Origin of the sequence: Kribbella sp. NPDC005582 (genome assembly GCF_040605415.1) — a bacterium.
Taxonomy (GTDB): domain Bacteria; phylum Actinomycetota; class Actinomycetes; order Propionibacteriales; family Kribbellaceae; genus Kribbella.
Window position 1 is genome coordinate 75,335 of sequence record NZ_JBEXCU010000008.1, and the last position, 14,886, is coordinate 90,220.

Below are 14,886 nucleotides of genomic sequence, written 5' to 3' on the forward strand. Positions count from 1 at the left end.
CCCAGGCCCATACCTGTCGTCCCACAGGGGGGAAATCGTCATGATCACAACCACCGCGCCGCCCATCCAAACGCTTGTCCGCAAGGACAAATCGGACGAAGCGCTCGTCACCGAGTGGCGCGAACTGCCCGAGCTCGTCCAGGAAGTCGCCGCGATCTGGCCACAGCGTCACAGCTTCTACACAGAGCGCGACCATTACAACCCGCTGATTTTCACCGAAAGCCTGCGACAAGCACTTGCTTTACTCAGTCACCGTGTTCATTCGATTCCGCTGGGTCACCGACTGGGCTGGGAACAGATCACTTCCTGGATTCTTCCGAGCGCGCTGCACGTCCAGTCCAGCGCGCAGAAGGTCACGCTGCTGGTGAGTCATCCGAGCATCACCCGGCGCCGGATGGGCTCGGTCTATCTCGTCTCCCGGATCGATGCGGTCAGCAACGGCCGGCGGATCGGTGGCGCCGAGGTCCGCTACAGCGCGCATCCGCCGGCGATCTACGACCGGCTCCGCGGCCCCTACGCCTCGGCGAAGGACGCGTTCAGCAAGGCGATCCGGCTCACCGCCCCCGTCGCGCCGGCTCTGGTGGGCCGGAGCGACACCCGCAACGTCGTACTGACCCCGATCGACCAGCCGCTGACCTGGCAGCTGCGGGTGGACACCAGCCACAGTGTCCTGTTCGATCACCCGCACGACCATGTCCCCGGCATGGTCCTGCTCGAAGCCGCAGCCCAGGCGGCCCAAGCCACTCAGCCGACGCCCGTGGCGGCCACCCGCTTCGAGACCCTGTTCCTCCGCTACGTCGAGTTCGACCAGCCCTGCCTCGTCACGGCCGAGCCCACGGGCAGCACCGTCCAAGTCACCATCACTCAGGCCGGCAACCCCGTCTTCACCGCCGCAGTCACCACCGAACCCTGGTCAGCGGGTGGCGAGGTAGGTTCGCCAGCTGCGGTGGGCTGTGATGTCGTTGGCTGGGTTGATGGCGTCGGCGGTGGCGAGGAAGCCTAGGACTCGGCGGCCGTCGGAGAGGTCGAGGGGGCCGATCGCCAGCGGGGGCTGGATTGTGGTGGTGAAGCTGCCCAGCTGAGCGGCGGGGATCGCCCAGAGCTCGACCTCGAGTTCGGCTCCTTCGGCGGCGGGCGTGATGCCTGGGCGGGGGCCGTCGACCAGATACATCCGGTACGACGATGCGGTCCGCGTCGACTCGACCAGGCGCGCACCGCGTCGTACCAGCTCGGAGTTGAGGGGTTGGCCGGTGAGGTGGGCACCGGCGACCGCCAGCAATACCTCGTCGGTCCACTGGGCGGCGAGGTCGATCAGTGTGTAGTCGTGACCGGCCGGAGCGATCAGCTGAACGCCGAAGGGCAGCCCGTCGGCCCGATCCGGTCCCGGGAAGGCGACCGCGCACAGGTCGAGCAGGTTGACCATGTTCGTGAAGCGGCCGAGCCGGCTGTTCGTACCGATCGGGTCGGCGGCGACCTCGGCGAGCGTCGGGTGGTTAGGTGTCACCGGCAACAACAGCGCGTCGAGCTCGGTCCACAGCTGCTCGCTCGCCCGAGCCAGTTCAGCGAGCCGATCGAATCCCGCGAAGGCCGCCGACGCGGTCAACGCCTCGCCGCCGCGGACAATCGTCCGTACTGTCGGGTCGACTTCAGGTACGTCGTTGAGCTTGTCACCGAAGGCCAGCCAACGCTCAGCCAGCCAAGGCCCGGAGTACAGCAGGTTCGCTGCCTCCAGCAACGGTCTGACATCGACCCGGACCACCTCACCGAGTCGATGCGCCTCGGCGAGCATCTGCTGCCAGGCCTTCTCGTGCAACGGATCGAGCTCCAGATCAAGATCCGGTACGCCGATCACCGGCGGACCCTCGCGACCCGGCCGACTGTGCGGCAGCGACTCGAACCGCCGCGACCACGCATCGTCCGGATCGAACCCGACCATCACCTCGAATGCCCGGCGAGCCGTCTCGACCGACCGCGCCATCACCGTCACGCAGTCGAGCGACCGACAGGCCGGGACGACACCACGCGCCGACACGAGCCCGCGCGACGGTTTGATGCCGACCAATCGGTTGAACGCGGCCGGCACGCGACCACTCCCGGCTGTATCCGTGCCAAGCGCGAAATCTACCTGCCCGGTCGCGACCGCCACCGCGCTTCCCGAGCTCGAACCACCCGAGATGTGCTCCGTCGAGAAGACCGAGTGACAAGCGCCGTACGGCGATCGCGTGCCGACGAGTCCGGTCGCGTACTGATCGAGGTTGGTCTTCCCCAGCGGTACGGCGCCGGCCGCAATCAAGCGGTCGACCACGAAGGCGTTCGCCGCGGCCGGTACGACGGTCCGCGGATCACCGGCCGTGGTCGGGACACCGGCCAGGTCGATGTTGTCCTTGAGCGCCATCGTCAACCCGCGCAACGGTCCCGGCTGCGGCTCGACCGGGTCCACCCGGGTGATCCATTCCGCGTTGCTCATGCTCCCCACCTCGCCCGTTCCGCATCGAACGCCGCTCGGCGCCGTGCTCTCACAGTTGCGATCTCCACCGGCGCTTCGCGCTCGATCCGGCGTACGTCGGCGATCGAGAACGTGGCAGGCGCGACCTGGAGGTCCGCCCGGCCGGCCGCGATCTCCGCCCGCTCATGCGCCAGCTGCTCGACACTCACCGGGGTGAACCTGATCAGATCGAACTGCCGCAGCAGCCACGGCCGCTCATCGCCGAGCCGCCACACCGGCACGGTCCGTCCGACCAACTGGTACCCACCCGGACCCTCCATCCCGTAGACACACAGATAGATGCCGCCGATCCCGACTGCGTTCTGTGGCGTCCACGTCCGAGCCGGGTTGTACTTCGTCGTCACCAACCGGTGCCGCGGATCGATCGGTACCGCGACCGGCGCACCGAGGTAGACATCCCCGAGCCCAACCACCAGGTACGTCGCCTGCTGGACGATCTCGAACACTTCGTCACGCTCGTCCAGGTCGTTGACCCGCCGGATGAACTCGACGTTGTCCGGGCACCACGGCGCATCCGGCCGGACCGAGGTCGCGTACCGGCGCATCGCCTCGTGCGCCTCCGGATGGTCGAAGGCGATCGGCAACGTCACCTCCCGAGCCGGCAGTACGACGGTCTCGGGATCCGCCAAGCAGGTCGCGAGTTTCGCCAGGTGTTCGGCGAGCTCGAACGGTCCGAGTCGCGAGGTGTCCATGGCAACCAACAGCGAACGGACGCCCTCGACGATCTCGGTCACGCCGGTCGGCTGGTCTTCGCGCAACGCCTCGGCGAGCAGGTGGATCCAGACCCGGACCGTGAGATCCAGCTCGGCGGATCCCGCCTCGACGAGTAGGTGGCGTTCGCCGGCGCAGCGGATCGTGTACGCCGGTTGGCCGTCTGCCTCGTGCAGTACGTCGGGCCGCGCCGCCGCACCGATGATTGTTGCGGATGGCAAGGATTGCTGCCGCAGGTCGGCCAGCCAGCGGCGTCGTTCCGCGATCGCCTCCGTCGCGCCCTCGATCGTCACCGGCACCAGCCGAACGGTGTCCCCCGCCCGCAACTGCCCGAGCATCCATCGGTCGGCCTCGATCACCACCGCCGGTACGACGAACCCGCCCAGGGAAGGTCCGTCCTTGCCGACGATCACTGGGGTATCGCCGGAGAGCATGATGCCACCAACCGGGTAGGCCGAGTCGTGCACGTTCGACGGGTGTAGTCCCGCCTCGCCGCCGTCGCTGCGCGCCCAGCCCGGCAGCGGGCCGGCCAGCCGGACGCCGGTCCGATCCGAGCGGTGGTCGACGACCCACTCGGTGTTGAAGAAGGCTTCGACACCGGCAGCCGTGAGGTGGTCGGGAGCGCCGTGCGGGCCGGGGATCACGCGCAGCTGCCAGCTGTTGGTGATGGTCGGCAGCTCGACATTCGCGGGGCTCAGAAGGTTCTCGCGACGACCGAGCGGTAGCTGATCGCCGGCCGCGAGTGGCCGACCGTCCTGTCCGCCGAATCCGCCGAGCACAAAGGTGGAGCGGCTACCCAAGACCGGCGGTACGTCGATGCCGCCCTCGATCGCGAGGTAGCCGCGCATGCCGTCGAGCGGGCCGAGGTCCAGGACTGCGCCCGCCGGGAGCATGACCACGAGGCCGGGCCGCAAGGGCCAGCCGTCGATGGTCGCGTGCTTGACGGCGCCGCCGACGCAGACCATGCGGTCCTCATCGCAGGTCAGTACCGGGCCGGTCTGCACACACTCCAGGCCGGCTGCGCTCGCCGGGTTGCCGACGGCGGCGTTGACCAGGGCGAAGGTGAGTTCGTCGGCCGCGCCCGATGGCGGTACGCCGACGTCCCAGAGGCCTGGTCGGCCTTCGAGATCTTGGATGGTGGTTTGCAGGCCGGGACTGAGCACGGTGATCACGCTCACCACCAGCCCAGGAGCTGGACCGGGGTCGGGTTCCAACCGTTGCAGGGGTTGTTGATCTGCGGGCAGTTGCTGATCAACACGAGGAGATCCCGGGTCGCCGTCACCTCGACGTACCGGCCGGGTGCGGACAGGCCGTCGTCGAACTTCAGGTCGCCGGACGGGGTGACCGGGACGTTCATGAAGAAGTTGATGTTGTGGGTGAGTTGCCGCTGCCCGATCCCGGCGTGAGCGCCGAGCGTGAGGAAGGTCTGGCGGCAGGCGTGCTGGTGCCGGGTGTGGTGGCCGTACCGGATGACGTTGCTCTCCTGCGAGCAGGCGCCGCCGACGGTGTCGTGCCGTCCGCAGGTATCGTCGGAGATGACCCCGAGCTCGTCGCCTCGCGTCGAGATCAGACGGGATCCCGTCGTGAGGTAGACGGCGTGCTGGGTGCGGATCGTGTCGAAGGCGGAGTACCGGTTGTCGATGTCGTGGGCGTCGTAGAACAACGTGTCCACGGCCTGGTTGCCGTGCAGATCCACCATCCTGAGCCGCCCGTTGGCGGGGATGGTCAGCAGCGCGCCCTCGCCTGCTTGCACGACCTGATCGAGCGCGCTCACCGGACCAACTCCAACGCTCGCAACGCCTCCGGCCGCAGCTCGGGGTCGCCCCGCTCCGCCGTACCGATCTGTACGCCGATGCTCCCGGCCGGCGTGGTGGCATAGGCGTGGGCCGCGGTGGAGATGAACACCAGCAAGTCCTGCTCGGCCCGAAGCGTCACGCTGGCTCCAACGGTCGCGTGACCGGGGACAAACGCGAGCGTGGCTTGAGGAGCCGATGAGGCAGCCGCCTTCTCCGCTACCGCTACCTTCGTGAAGAAGTTGATGCAGCCGTGGAGGTCGGCGGGCCCCAGGCCGTGTTTCGTGAGCTCCAGCAGGAGCAGGTTGCTGGGGACGAAGCCGGTGAGGCAGTCGTGCCAGTCGAGGGTGGAGGCGGTCACCGTGGCCAGGGCTTGGCCGCGGTCAGACATCAGGACGAGACCGGCGTGGATGCGGGCTGTCATCTGTGACTTCAGGGTGTCGGGGATGTTGAGGCGATCCAAGCGATCAGGGCCGATGATGAGCACCGAGGCATTGGCGTTGTCGTCCAGGACAGTCAGCGTGAGTGCGCGACCGGCGCGGACCGGGACGGACCAAGCGGCGTCGGCGGGGAGTTCGTGCTTCATGCGCTCACCGACTCGAGGTAGGCCTGCCGCTGGGACCGATAGGCGATGAAGCCGCCAATCCCCACCAACGCCAGCGTGATCAGCGGAAGGTAGTGCAGATACCACCCGTCTCCCGCCGGGTCGTAGACCTCCGCCCGCGGCCAGCCGAGGTTGATCGCCATCGCGGTTCCGTAGCCGACGGCAACGACATTGACGACAACTCCGAAGCGTCCGAGCGAGAACAACGGACGACCGTTCTCATCGGTGCCGCCGGCAAGCGTGTGACGGCGGAACAGCAACGGCAGGGTCACCATCAGATAGGCGATGTAGAGCAACATGATGCAGACGCTGGCGAGACCAAGGAACAGACCAGCGTTCCCCACGTTGACCACCAAGCACACAGCCGCCAGCACACCCGGTACGACGGTCGCCGCGACCGGCGTACCGGTCCGTGGTGAGACGCGCCGCAGCCAAGCCGACGCGGGCAGCACATTGTCGCGCGCCATCGAGAAGATCATTCGCGCGGCCGCGGTCTGAATCGCCAACGTACACACGCACACCGCGAGCGCGACATCGAGCAGCAGAAGCTTGCCCGTCGTCGTACCGAGCCGACTGGTCAGGACGTACGGCAACCCCTGCGTACCCAGGTCGCCATCCGTCACCGACGGCGCTGCCATCAACGCCGCGATGATCAGGAACGCACCACCGATGCCAGAGGCCACCACCGCGCGGATGATCGTCCGAGGCGTGGTCGCGCGTGGCTTGTGCGTCTCTTCCGCCAGCTCGCCCGCACTGTCGAACCCGACCAGCACGTACGCCGCCATCAACGCCGAGATCAGCAACGGAACGACGTACCCGGTGCTGTGATCCAAACCCGTCGTGTGCAAGACGACGGAGGGACCGCGCTCGGCCTTGCTGGTCAGCAGGATGACGATCAGCACCACGCCGACCAGCTCGCAGGTGACGCCGATCGAGTTGACCACGGCCATGATGCGCACGCTGGTGGCGTTCAAAACAGTGGTCGCGACCAGCAGGATGCAGCCGAGCACCACAGCGTTCGAAGCACCGTCCTTCGACGACAGTGCAGGGTCGGTGCCAACCAACTGGAAGCCCGACCAGACGGCCGGAAGCACGGCCTGCAAGGCGATCGCGGCAGCGGCGAGCGTGATGGTCTGTGCGATCACCATCGTCCAGCCCGCGAACCAGCCGACCACCGCGCCACCGAGCCGGCGCGCCCACTGATAGATCGCGCCGGAGAGCGGGAACCGAGCCGCCAGCTCGGCGAAGCACAGCGCCACCGTCAGTTGCCCGACCAGTACGGCGGGCCACGTCCAGAAGAACGCCGTACCGCCGAAGCTGAAGCCGAGACCGAACAGCTGGAAGACCGTGGTCAGGATCGAGACGAACGAGAAGCCCGCCGCGAACGACGCGTAGCTGCCGACCCGTCGGGACAGTTGCTGGGCGTAGCCGAACCGGCTCAGATCATCTGTTGGGGCGGTGAGTACCTCACTGGGTGCTGACATTCCGGCCTCCGTCGAGTCGGCCCGGAACGCACACGGCATGCCCGGGCCTCGCGGCCTCCCGGGCTTTTGTCCCGCCGTGGAACGGCGCCGAAGCGCCGTCTCCCCTCTCGGACCAGACCCACCGGAATCGGCGGCGGAACCCTAGGGGCGCCCCGCCGTCCCGGCGGGTCTGTTCCAGTTCAGGACCCTACGGTTTCAGCAGCACTCTTCAGTTGTTGCAACCAGGTAAACGACTTCTCTCATCAACTGCTGAGATCGGAGAGAGTGCTGGGAGCTTTGCCCTGCTCGACCCACTTCACCAGCGCACCGAGCGGATCGGTCGGGGCCGGCCCGCCACCGCAGTGACCGGCGCCCGGAACCAGGAAGAGCCGGTAGAAGTCGTCCACGTCACCCAGCCTGCGCTCGACCCGCTTGTGGTAGTCGACCGTGCCCTGGGCCGGGATGAGGCTGTCCGCGAGACCGTGCCAGGAGAGCAGCTTGCCGCCCGAGCGCCGGAAGCCGGACAGGTCGGGGTTGTCGCTGCCGATCACCTTGTCGTACTGCGCGTGCGACTGCCGGAACAGCTTGTAGTACTGGGCATAGGTGAGCTTGCTGGTGTCGAAGCTCGGATCGAGCTTGAGGAAGTTGCGAACCCAGCTGTCCGGTACGACGAACGGCACCGCGTGCTGCCCATCGGTCACCGCCAGCCCGTCGAACGACGTACCGCGGGTGAGGCCGTACCAAAGCCCACGCGGACCGTCCCAGATCTTCCGTACGACGCGCGCATCGGCGGCCGTGATCTTCACCGGCTTGCCCTCGCACAGGATGGTCTTGCCGATCAGGTGCTCAGGCGCCCACCGGCAGTCCTGCGGCGCATCGATCCCACACGCCTGGATCGCGGCCTTCGCGAACTCGTCGAACTCACACTTCGTCGGGTAGGTGTGTTCCTGGTTCATCACCACGGCCGGCCAGATCGCGGCCACCGTCCAGCGGTCCCAGTTGATCGCGGGCGAGGCGGCGAGGATGCCGTCGAAGTCGTCCGGGTGCCGCTGCGCCTCGACGTACCCCTGGCGACCGCCGGTGGAGCAGCCGTTCCAGTACGAGTACGACGCCGCGCGGCCGTAGTACTGCTGGGTGACGGCCTTGCCGACCTCGGCGAGATCGTGCAATGACCGGGAGGCGAAGTTCGTCAGCAGGCCCTGGTTCACCTTGCCGTCCTTGAGCGCCCAGTTGTCCGCGGTGAACGGCGACGGACCGACACCCGCGTCGGTCGCGGCGACGGCGTACCCGGCCTTGACGGCGTTCGCCCACGGTGCGCCGAACTCGCCGGCCCAGTAGCCGCTGCCGCCGAGCGCCTGGAAGCGTCCGTTCCAACCGGTCTTGGGAAGCCAGACCACGGTCTTGACGTGATCGTCCGCGCCCGGGTGGCTGAGCTGGACGGTGACCTCGCAGTACGCCGGTACGCCGGCGACCGGGTCGTTCGGGAACGGCGGGTTGGGCGGGAAGGTGACCGTGCCACCGGGCTGATCGACCGCCGTCACGGAGTCGACGTGGGCGCCCTGCGGCGCCTTGACGGAAAGGGTGGAACAGTTGCTGGGCTCGGCGGCCGAACTGCTCGGCAGCGGGACCAGCGCGGCGAGCGGGACGACGGCCGCCGCCACCAGGGTCAGGAGTCGTTTCATGATGCCTACCGAACCAACAGCGCTCAGCGGCAACCAGGGATACTTTGTCCTGTGATCCAAGGCACAGGACTCAATCGGGCGATGCTCGCGGACTTCCTGCGGTCGCGCCGGGCCCAGCTGCAGCCGGAGGACGTCGGTCTGCCGCGGGCGCCGCGTCGCCGCTCCGACGGGCTGCGCCGCGAGGAGGTCGCGGAGCTGGCCGGGGTCTCCGCCGACTACTACAGCCGGATCGAGCAGCAGCGCGGTCCTCGTCCGTCGGAACCGATTCTGACCGCGCTCGCCGATGCGCTGCGGCTGACCGATGACGAGCGCAACCACCTCTTCCGGTTGGCCGGCTACCCGAATCCGCCGCGGCACCTGCACGACCGACCTGCTCAGCACCTGCTGCGCGTCATGCAGCAACTGGAGAACACACCTGCTCAGATCTGTAGCCACCTGGGCGAAACGCTGCAGCAGAACGAGCTGTCGGTGGCGGTCTTCGGCGACCAGTCCATGTTCGAAGGGCTCGAGCGCTACTGGGCGTACCGGTGGTTCACGTGCGCGTCGGAGCGGGCGCTCTATGCAGAACGGGATCACGACCGGATCTCCCGGGCGATCGTCGCGGAGGTGCTTGCCACTCATGCCACCTCCGATCCGCAGGCCGCCGTACTGGTTGATGCGTTGCGTAGCCAGAGTCCCGAGTTCGAAGCGGTGTGGGCCGAACATCCGGTGTTCGAGCGATCGTGGCCTCGGCTGCATCTCGACCATCCGACGGCCGGTTGGCTGGAGCTGAACAGCGACTACGTCGTCGACGCGGATCGGTCGCAGTTCCTCGCCATCTTCACCGCCGATCCTGGGAGCGAGGACGAGAAGAAGCTCCTCGCTCTTCTTCGGCGTACAGGCTGTTGAGGGAGTCGGCGTACTTCTCACCCACCACGGATCGCTTGAGCTTCAACGTCGGCGTGAGCTCGCCGCTCTCCGGACCCCACGGAACCTCCAACAGGGTCCAGCGTTTCACCTGTTCGACCCGCGAGAGCCGCTCGTTTCCCGCACGCACCGCGCGCTCGATCTCAGCCCGTACGGCGGGATGCGTCGCGACAGCCTCGATGTTTCGCGCCGTGCACCACTGCTGCCATGCCGGATCAAGGGTGATCAGGGCAACCAAGTACGGGCGGTTGTCGCCGTGGACGTAGACGGAACCGATCAGATCAGAGGCGGACGACAGCGCCTGCTCGACGTTGGCGGCGGAGATGTTCTTCCCGGCCGCGTTGATGATCAGCTCCTTCTTGCGGCCCACGATCGAAAGGTAGCCGTCGGCATCTATCCGGCCGAGATCGCCGGTGTGCAGCCAGCCGTCGACGAAGGTGTCGGCGGTCGCGTCCGGCCGGTTCAGGTAGCCGGGCGAGATGATCCGGCCGCGCGCCAGCAGTTCACCGTCGTCGGCCAGGCGCAGCTCGACTCCGGGCAGTGCACGACCGACCGTGCCGAGCCGTGGTTCACGCAGAGAGTTGAGCGTCAGGACGGCGGAGGTTTCCGTCATCCCATAAGCCTCGACGATTGTCACGCCGAGGCCGCGGAAGAGCACCAGCACCTCCGGCGCGATCGGCGCCGCGCCGCTGACCGCGACCATCAGGTGATCGAGCCCAAGCGCTCGCCTGATCTGCCAGTAGACGAGCCGCTCCAAGATTGCGTGCTGCAGCCGCAGGCCCGGGCCGGCCCCAGTGCCGAACCGGGCCCGGCCGATCTCGCGGGCGACGACTATCGCGCGCCGGATCAGCGCGCGGCGTACTGCTGAGCGTTCGGTGACGGCTCGCTCGGTGACGGCGCCGAGCAGCTTCTCCCAGACACGTGGGACGGCGAGGAACACCTGCGGCTGGATGACGGGTAGTTCGGCGGCGAGCGTGCGGAGGTCGCGGACGTACGTGACTGTGGAGGCGAGTGCCGTACCGAGGTAGTGGGTGATCATCCGCTCGGCCAGGTGGGCGAGTGGGAGGTATGAGACCTGTGAGCGTCCGGGTTCCGGGATCGCGCCAAGGTCCTCGTCCACACGGGTGAGGATGCCGTCCAGCACTGTGCAGATGCCGGCGTGAGTGACGAGGGTGCCTTTCGGTGGACCCGTCGTACCGGAGGTGTAGATGATCGTGGCCGGGTCGTCCGGTTGCACCTTGGCGGTCGCTCGGTGGACCTCGGCGATCCGGTTCGGCAGTTCGGTGCGGGCGGCCGCTGTCAGCGCGTTGAACGACAGCACTCCGGTGGGCGCTGGGCCGATCACAACTAGTGCGCGGAGGTCGGGCAGCTTGTCCCGGATCGCCAGCCAGGTCTGGAGAAACTCGCTGTCGATGATGCAGACCTTGCACGCCGAGTCGGCTGCCACGTAGGCGAGCTGCTCGGCGGCGAGGGTGTTGTAGTACGACGACGGTGTCGCGCCGGCGAGCATGGCACCGACATCGGCTAGGACGTGTTCGGCCCGGTTCACCAGCTGGAGGCCGACGACATCACCGGGTTCGATTCCCAGGTCCAGCAGGACGAGTGCGATCACTTGGGCTTCACGCTCGTACTCGGCCCAGGTCAGCTGCCGGTCGCCGTCGACGATCGCCATCACGTCACCGTGCTCGGCCGCGTTCCGGCGTACCAGGTCGAGGACGGTGGCGTGAGTCATGGCGTTGCCCGTCAGCAGGAGGTGGTCGCGGGACGGTTCTGGAAGCGGGCGCCCAGCCAGTTCAACGCGTTGGTGCCCCAGAGGGAGACGGTGGCGACGTGACCGCCGAGCGGGATCGCGTGCCATTCGAGGGTCGCACCGGCTGCGCAGTAACGGTTCTTGAGTTGGAGCGCGCCCTGGTACGGGATGAGTTCGTCGACCGTGCCGTGGTAGAGGTAGACCGGCGCGGAAGGTTTGACGTTGCCGAGCAGGTTCTCGTCGAGCCGGCGCTGCCAGCGCGGATCCTTGATCACATTGGGAACCGTGGTGAAGTCGTTCAGCCTGCGACCCGGTGCGAGCAAGGCGATCTCGGCGACACAGGACTGTTTGATCTTCGCGAACAACTGCTTGCCTTCTGCGGTCAGCACGTCATCCAGCGGCACCTCCGGGTACGCCGTCGCCAGGCCCGACGCGGCAGCGGCCACCAGGCCGAATCCGATGCCGCCATCGTTGCTCGCAGCAACCAGGTCGAGATCGCCCGGTACGCCGCCGGTCGCCGTACCGGCGATCTTGAGTTCAGGCGCGTAGGACGCGGCCTGCTCGGCCGCCGCGGCTGCGGCCTGCCCGCCTTGGGAGTAGCCGAAGATACCGATCGGTGCCGCGGGGTCGAGCCCGGCCGCGGGGAGGCGCGTTGCTGCGCGGGCTACGTCCAGGAGCGCACGACCCTCGGACTTCGCGGTCGCGTAGGTATGGGTTCCCGGCGTACCGAGTCCTTCGTAGTCGGTCAGCGCGACCGCCCAGCCCTTGGTGATCGCCTGCGCGATGAAGGCAACCTCGACCTCGGTGCCGGTCCGGATCTGGTACGACGGCGCGCACTGGTCCCCGAGGCCCTGCGTGCCCATCGCGTAGGCGACGACCGGGCGTTTGCCCGGGCCCGGCCAGGTGGTGAGTGGGGTGATCACGGTGCCTGAGACGGCGTTCGGCGTACCGGTGGCTGACGTGGAGCGGTAAAGCACCTGGTCCGCGCGGGTGGGGACGGGAAACAGCCGGAGGATGTCGACGTACAGGTCGACCTTGCGGGTCCTGAGGACGTCACCGGCGGCGACCTTCGGGAGCGGGGACGGCGCTGTGTAGAAGGGGTCGTTCTGGGGAGTCGGCGGGCGGTCGTCGGCCGAGGCCGGTACGACGACCGCACAGGACAAGCCGGCGACGGCGAGCCCGGTGACGAGTCTGCGGAACATGATGGGACCTCCGGGGGCGGGAGAGTGGTAACGAGGATTACCCGAATATAGGGGCCGGGATAGGCTGTGACAATGGCTGGGGCGACTGAGCGGAGTTATGGGGGCGTGCCGCTGACTCGGCGTCGCGAGGAACGGCGTGCGCGGCTGCTGGCGGCGGGGCTCGAGCTGTTCACGTCGACCGGCTATCAGCAGACGAAGATCACCGAGCTCTGCGCGGCGGCCGGGATGTCGAACCGCGGCTTCTACCAAGAGTTCGAGACCAAGGAAGCGCTACTCCTCGAGCTGTACGCCAAGACGAATCAGCTCGCACACGACCGCGTCAGCCAGACCCTCACCACCCTGGAGACCGCCGACCCGGCCGCCCGGATCGACGTCCTCATCGACGTCTACCTGACCGCCGTCACCGCCGACCCGCGCCTGGCCCGCCTGAACTACGTCGAGGCCGTCGGCGTCAGCCCCGCCGTCGAAGCCCTGCACGTCGAGTGGGTCGAACGCTGGAGCGACCTGATCGAACACGAAGCCGACCGCGCCGCCGACGCCGGTCTCGCGCCCCGCCGCGACTTCCGCCTGACCGCCATCATGATCGTCGGCGCCATCACCGGCCTGCTCCGGGAATGGCAAACCCACGCCGCCCGCTACCCCGCTCCCGACATAGCCGCCGAAGCCAAGGCCCTCATCCACGCCTCAATCACCCGCCGAGCATGACTGCTCGGATCGGTCAGTAGGTCTGGTAGTAGAGGAGTTGGCCGGACTCGCCGGGGGCGGCGCCTTCGCTGGGGATGAAGAGGGTTATGAGCACGGCGTTTTGGCCGGTGGGGGTTTTGAGGGTGGTGATGGTGGGGTTGGCGAAGGCTGTGCTGCCGGCGGTGGTGTGGATGGTGGTGCGGTCGGCGTTGCCGGTTTGGTAGTCGTAGAGGAAGGTGCGCCAGGAGCCGAAGTCGCCTTTGGTGTATTGGCCTTCGATGAGGGCGAAGTTGTAGCCGCGGAAGGTGGTTTGGTCGCGGTCGCCGATGTTGCCGCCGACACCCCAGTAGAGCAAGGCATTGTCGACGTTCGGTTGGGCTGTGGTGGACCAGGAGGTGAAGTTCTTCAGGGTGCCGCGTTGCTGGCGGTCGCGGTCGCAGTTCCACCAGTAGTGGCCGCCGACGTCGATCGTCGAGTGGTCGATGTCGGGTGCGAGCGTGACGCTGTAGATGTTCGGCGTACCTTCGGCGCAGGAGGACAGGCGGCGCGGGGCGTCGAAGGCGCGATTCACCTTGCCTGCCAGGAGATCCGCACGGTTGGCGAAGTACCGGAAGGCGAGGTGGTTGTTGCCACCGCCGGGCTGTTCCTGTTCCCAGGCGAGCACGAAACCGCCGTTCGACGCTTGCACGATCGTCGGCTGCGAAGCTGGGCCGGTATTGCTGCCGGCCAACTCGCGAACCCAGTGCCAGTTGAGCAGATCGGTCGAGGTCGCAAGGTTCACCCGGAAGTGACCGTCAGCGGCGAGGTGGTGCGAGACGGCCAGGTAGCCGCCGGTCGAGTCCTGGATGATCTTCACCGTGTCCATCACATGACCGGCGTCGTCCTTGACGTTGTAGCGCTTCCCGGTGGCGCCCACGACGTTCTCGACGATCGCGCGTAACTCCGCCCGAGCTGGATCGGAGGCGGCGGTCGTCGCGGCCTCGGCCGAGCCAGCGCTCAACGCGGCCAGTACGACGACAAGCAGAACAGCAAGAGCTCTGGGCATGGGCGGCACCCCTCGCAGTCAGTTGTTCGAGTCCCAGGCTAGCGAGGTCAGAGCCGCCGCGCCCAGATCAGCGTGTGCCCGCTGTCGCCCTCCGCGACGAACTCCTCCCGATCGATCGTCAGCCCGGCAGCCTCGATCCACGACCGGGACCTGGGCGTGGGCGGGGAGTTGGGTCAGCAGAGTCGCCAGCCAGTCGCCGTACTTCGTCTCGCCGCCGAACGCCTCGTCGTACTGCGCCGACAGCGCGTCGTACCCCCGCCGTACGAGCTCCTTGGCTGCCTCGTTCTCCATGACCAGGCACCCTAAGCACCCCACCCCGACCACGCGACCGGATATCCCCCGGTGTTGCCCCTTCTCCCCGTCGTATACGGCCCGATAAGAGGCAATACGACCGGATATCCGGCTCTTCTGACCTATCCGTGGGTCTGTCCGGAGGGTGCAGTCAGCCAGCGCATGCCGTCTCGACACCTCACCTCGTGCCTGCTCGGCCGAGTGCGGGAAGCAGGCCTCCGAGTGGAAGCAGTGTGTCGCCGGATATCG

At 67.6% G+C, this 14,886-nt stretch carries 13 protein-coding genes and 1 riboswitch; of the genes, 3 read left to right on the top strand and 10 right to left on the bottom strand.

Annotated elements, in window-relative coordinates; translation table 11 throughout:
* Nucleotides 1-40 precede the first annotated feature (40 nt).
* The gene (locus ABZS29_RS34360; protein WP_355468486.1) at nucleotides 41-1,003 is read left to right on the top strand and encodes a ScbA/BarX family gamma-butyrolactone biosynthesis protein; all 963 of its coding nucleotides are present in this window, start codon (nucleotides 41-43) and stop codon (nucleotides 1,001-1,003) included.
* Here ABZS29_RS34360 and ABZS29_RS34365 read toward each other — a convergent pair.
* From ABZS29_RS34365 to ABZS29_RS34390, 6 genes are all read right to left on the bottom strand, one after another.
* A complete protein-coding gene (locus tag ABZS29_RS34365; protein WP_355468488.1) occupies nucleotides 914-2,467 on the bottom strand; it encodes an allophanate hydrolase in 1,554 nt (517 codons plus the stop codon). The two genes, ABZS29_RS34360 and ABZS29_RS34365, sit on opposite strands and share 90 nt — an antisense overlap.
* Complete coding sequence (locus ABZS29_RS34370; RefSeq protein WP_355468490.1) at nucleotides 2,464-4,389, bottom strand: 5-oxoprolinase/urea amidolyase family protein; 1,926 nt, start codon at nucleotides 4,387-4,389, stop codon at nucleotides 2,464-2,466. Before ABZS29_RS34370 ends, ABZS29_RS34365 begins: the two co-directional genes overlap by 4 nt.
* A 2-nt stretch (nucleotides 4,390-4,391) precedes the next feature.
* Complete coding sequence (locus ABZS29_RS34375) at nucleotides 4,392-4,991, bottom strand: urea amidolyase associated protein UAAP2 (protein ID WP_355468492.1); 600 nt, start codon at nucleotides 4,989-4,991, stop codon at nucleotides 4,392-4,394.
* On the bottom strand, nucleotides 4,988-5,596 hold the full coding sequence (locus ABZS29_RS34380; RefSeq protein WP_355468494.1) for a DUF1989 domain-containing protein: 609 nt from the start codon (nucleotides 5,594-5,596) through the stop codon (nucleotides 4,988-4,990). The genes ABZS29_RS34375 and ABZS29_RS34380 overlap by 4 nt, the downstream gene beginning before the upstream one ends.
* The gene (locus tag ABZS29_RS34385; RefSeq protein ID WP_355468496.1) at nucleotides 5,593-7,098 is read right to left on the bottom strand and encodes an amino acid permease; all 1,506 of its coding nucleotides are present in this window, start codon (nucleotides 7,096-7,098) and stop codon (nucleotides 5,593-5,595) included. Before ABZS29_RS34385 ends, ABZS29_RS34380 begins: the two co-directional genes overlap by 4 nt.
* 53 nt (nucleotides 7,099-7,151) lie before the next feature.
* Nucleotides 7,152-7,254, bottom strand: a riboswitch (guanidine-I (ykkC/yxkD leader).
* An 86-nt stretch (nucleotides 7,255-7,340) separates the two neighbouring features.
* Nucleotides 7,341-8,759, bottom strand: coding sequence for a tannase/feruloyl esterase family alpha/beta hydrolase (locus ABZS29_RS34390; RefSeq protein ID WP_355468497.1), 1,419 nt, complete (start codon nucleotides 8,757-8,759; stop codon nucleotides 7,341-7,343).
* 51 nt (nucleotides 8,760-8,810) lie between these two features.
* Here ABZS29_RS34390 and ABZS29_RS34395 point away from each other — a divergent pair, with 51 nt between their 5' ends.
* A complete protein-coding gene (locus ABZS29_RS34395; protein ID WP_355468499.1) occupies nucleotides 8,811-9,647 on the top strand; it encodes a helix-turn-helix transcriptional regulator in 837 nt (278 codons plus the stop codon).
* On the opposite strand, the gene ABZS29_RS34400 is transcribed toward ABZS29_RS34395, so the two are convergent.
* Complete coding sequence (locus ABZS29_RS34400; protein WP_355468501.1) at nucleotides 9,580-11,397, bottom strand: AMP-dependent synthetase/ligase; 1,818 nt, start codon at nucleotides 11,395-11,397, stop codon at nucleotides 9,580-9,582. The genes ABZS29_RS34395 and ABZS29_RS34400 overlap by 68 nt on opposite strands.
* 11 nt (nucleotides 11,398-11,408) lie before the next feature.
* On the bottom strand, nucleotides 11,409-12,617 hold the full coding sequence (locus ABZS29_RS34405; protein ID WP_355468503.1) for a lipase family protein: 1,209 nt from the start codon (nucleotides 12,615-12,617) through the stop codon (nucleotides 11,409-11,411).
* A 72-nt stretch (nucleotides 12,618-12,689) separates the two neighbouring features.
* Between ABZS29_RS34405 and ABZS29_RS34410 the strand changes: the two genes are divergently transcribed.
* Nucleotides 12,690-13,322, top strand: coding sequence for a TetR/AcrR family transcriptional regulator (locus tag ABZS29_RS34410; RefSeq protein ID WP_355468505.1), 633 nt, complete (start codon nucleotides 12,690-12,692; stop codon nucleotides 13,320-13,322).
* 13 nt (nucleotides 13,323-13,335) lie between these two features.
* Here ABZS29_RS34410 and ABZS29_RS34415 read toward each other — a convergent pair whose 3' ends face one another.
* Complete coding sequence (locus tag ABZS29_RS34415) at nucleotides 13,336-14,346, bottom strand: hypothetical protein (protein ID WP_355468507.1); 1,011 nt, start codon at nucleotides 14,344-14,346, stop codon at nucleotides 13,336-13,338.
* Between the two features lie 18 nt (nucleotides 14,347-14,364).
* Complete coding sequence (locus tag ABZS29_RS34420; protein WP_355468508.1) at nucleotides 14,365-14,637, bottom strand: hypothetical protein; 273 nt, start codon at nucleotides 14,635-14,637, stop codon at nucleotides 14,365-14,367.
* Nucleotides 14,638-14,886: the final 249 nt, after the last annotated feature.

What these genes read in the sequence shown, in the direction of transcription:
- ABZS29_RS34360 (WP_355468486.1), top strand. Translation starts at nt 41, where the DNA reads ATGATCACAACCACCGCGCCGCCCATCCAAACGCTTGTCCGCAAGGAC.
- ABZS29_RS34385 (WP_355468496.1), bottom strand. Translation starts at nt 7,098, where the DNA reads ATGTCAGCACCCAGTGAGGTACTCACCGCCCCAACAGATGATCTGAGC.
- ABZS29_RS34415 (WP_355468507.1), bottom strand. Translation starts at nt 14,346, where the DNA reads ATGCCCAGAGCTCTTGCTGTTCTGCTTGTCGTCGTACTGGCCGCGTTG.
- ABZS29_RS34380 (WP_355468494.1), bottom strand. Translation starts at nt 5,596, where the DNA reads ATGAAGCACGAACTCCCCGCCGACGCCGCTTGGTCCGTCCCGGTCCGC.
- ABZS29_RS34405 (WP_355468503.1), bottom strand. Translation starts at nt 12,617, where the DNA reads ATGTTCCGCAGACTCGTCACCGGGCTCGCCGTCGCCGGCTTGTCCTGT.
- ABZS29_RS34400 (WP_355468501.1), bottom strand. Translation starts at nt 11,397, where the DNA reads ATGACTCACGCCACCGTCCTCGACCTGGTACGCCGGAACGCGGCCGAG.
- ABZS29_RS34420 (WP_355468508.1), bottom strand. Translation starts at nt 14,637, where the DNA reads ATGGAGAACGAGGCAGCCAAGGAGCTCGTACGGCGGGGGTACGACGCG.
- ABZS29_RS34390 (WP_355468497.1), bottom strand. Translation starts at nt 8,759, where the DNA reads ATGAAACGACTCCTGACCCTGGTGGCGGCGGCCGTCGTCCCGCTCGCC.
- ABZS29_RS34410 (WP_355468505.1), top strand. Translation starts at nt 12,690, where the DNA reads ATGGCTGGGGCGACTGAGCGGAGTTATGGGGGCGTGCCGCTGACTCGG.
- ABZS29_RS34365 (WP_355468488.1), bottom strand. Translation starts at nt 2,467, where the DNA reads ATGAGCAACGCGGAATGGATCACCCGGGTGGACCCGGTCGAGCCGCAG.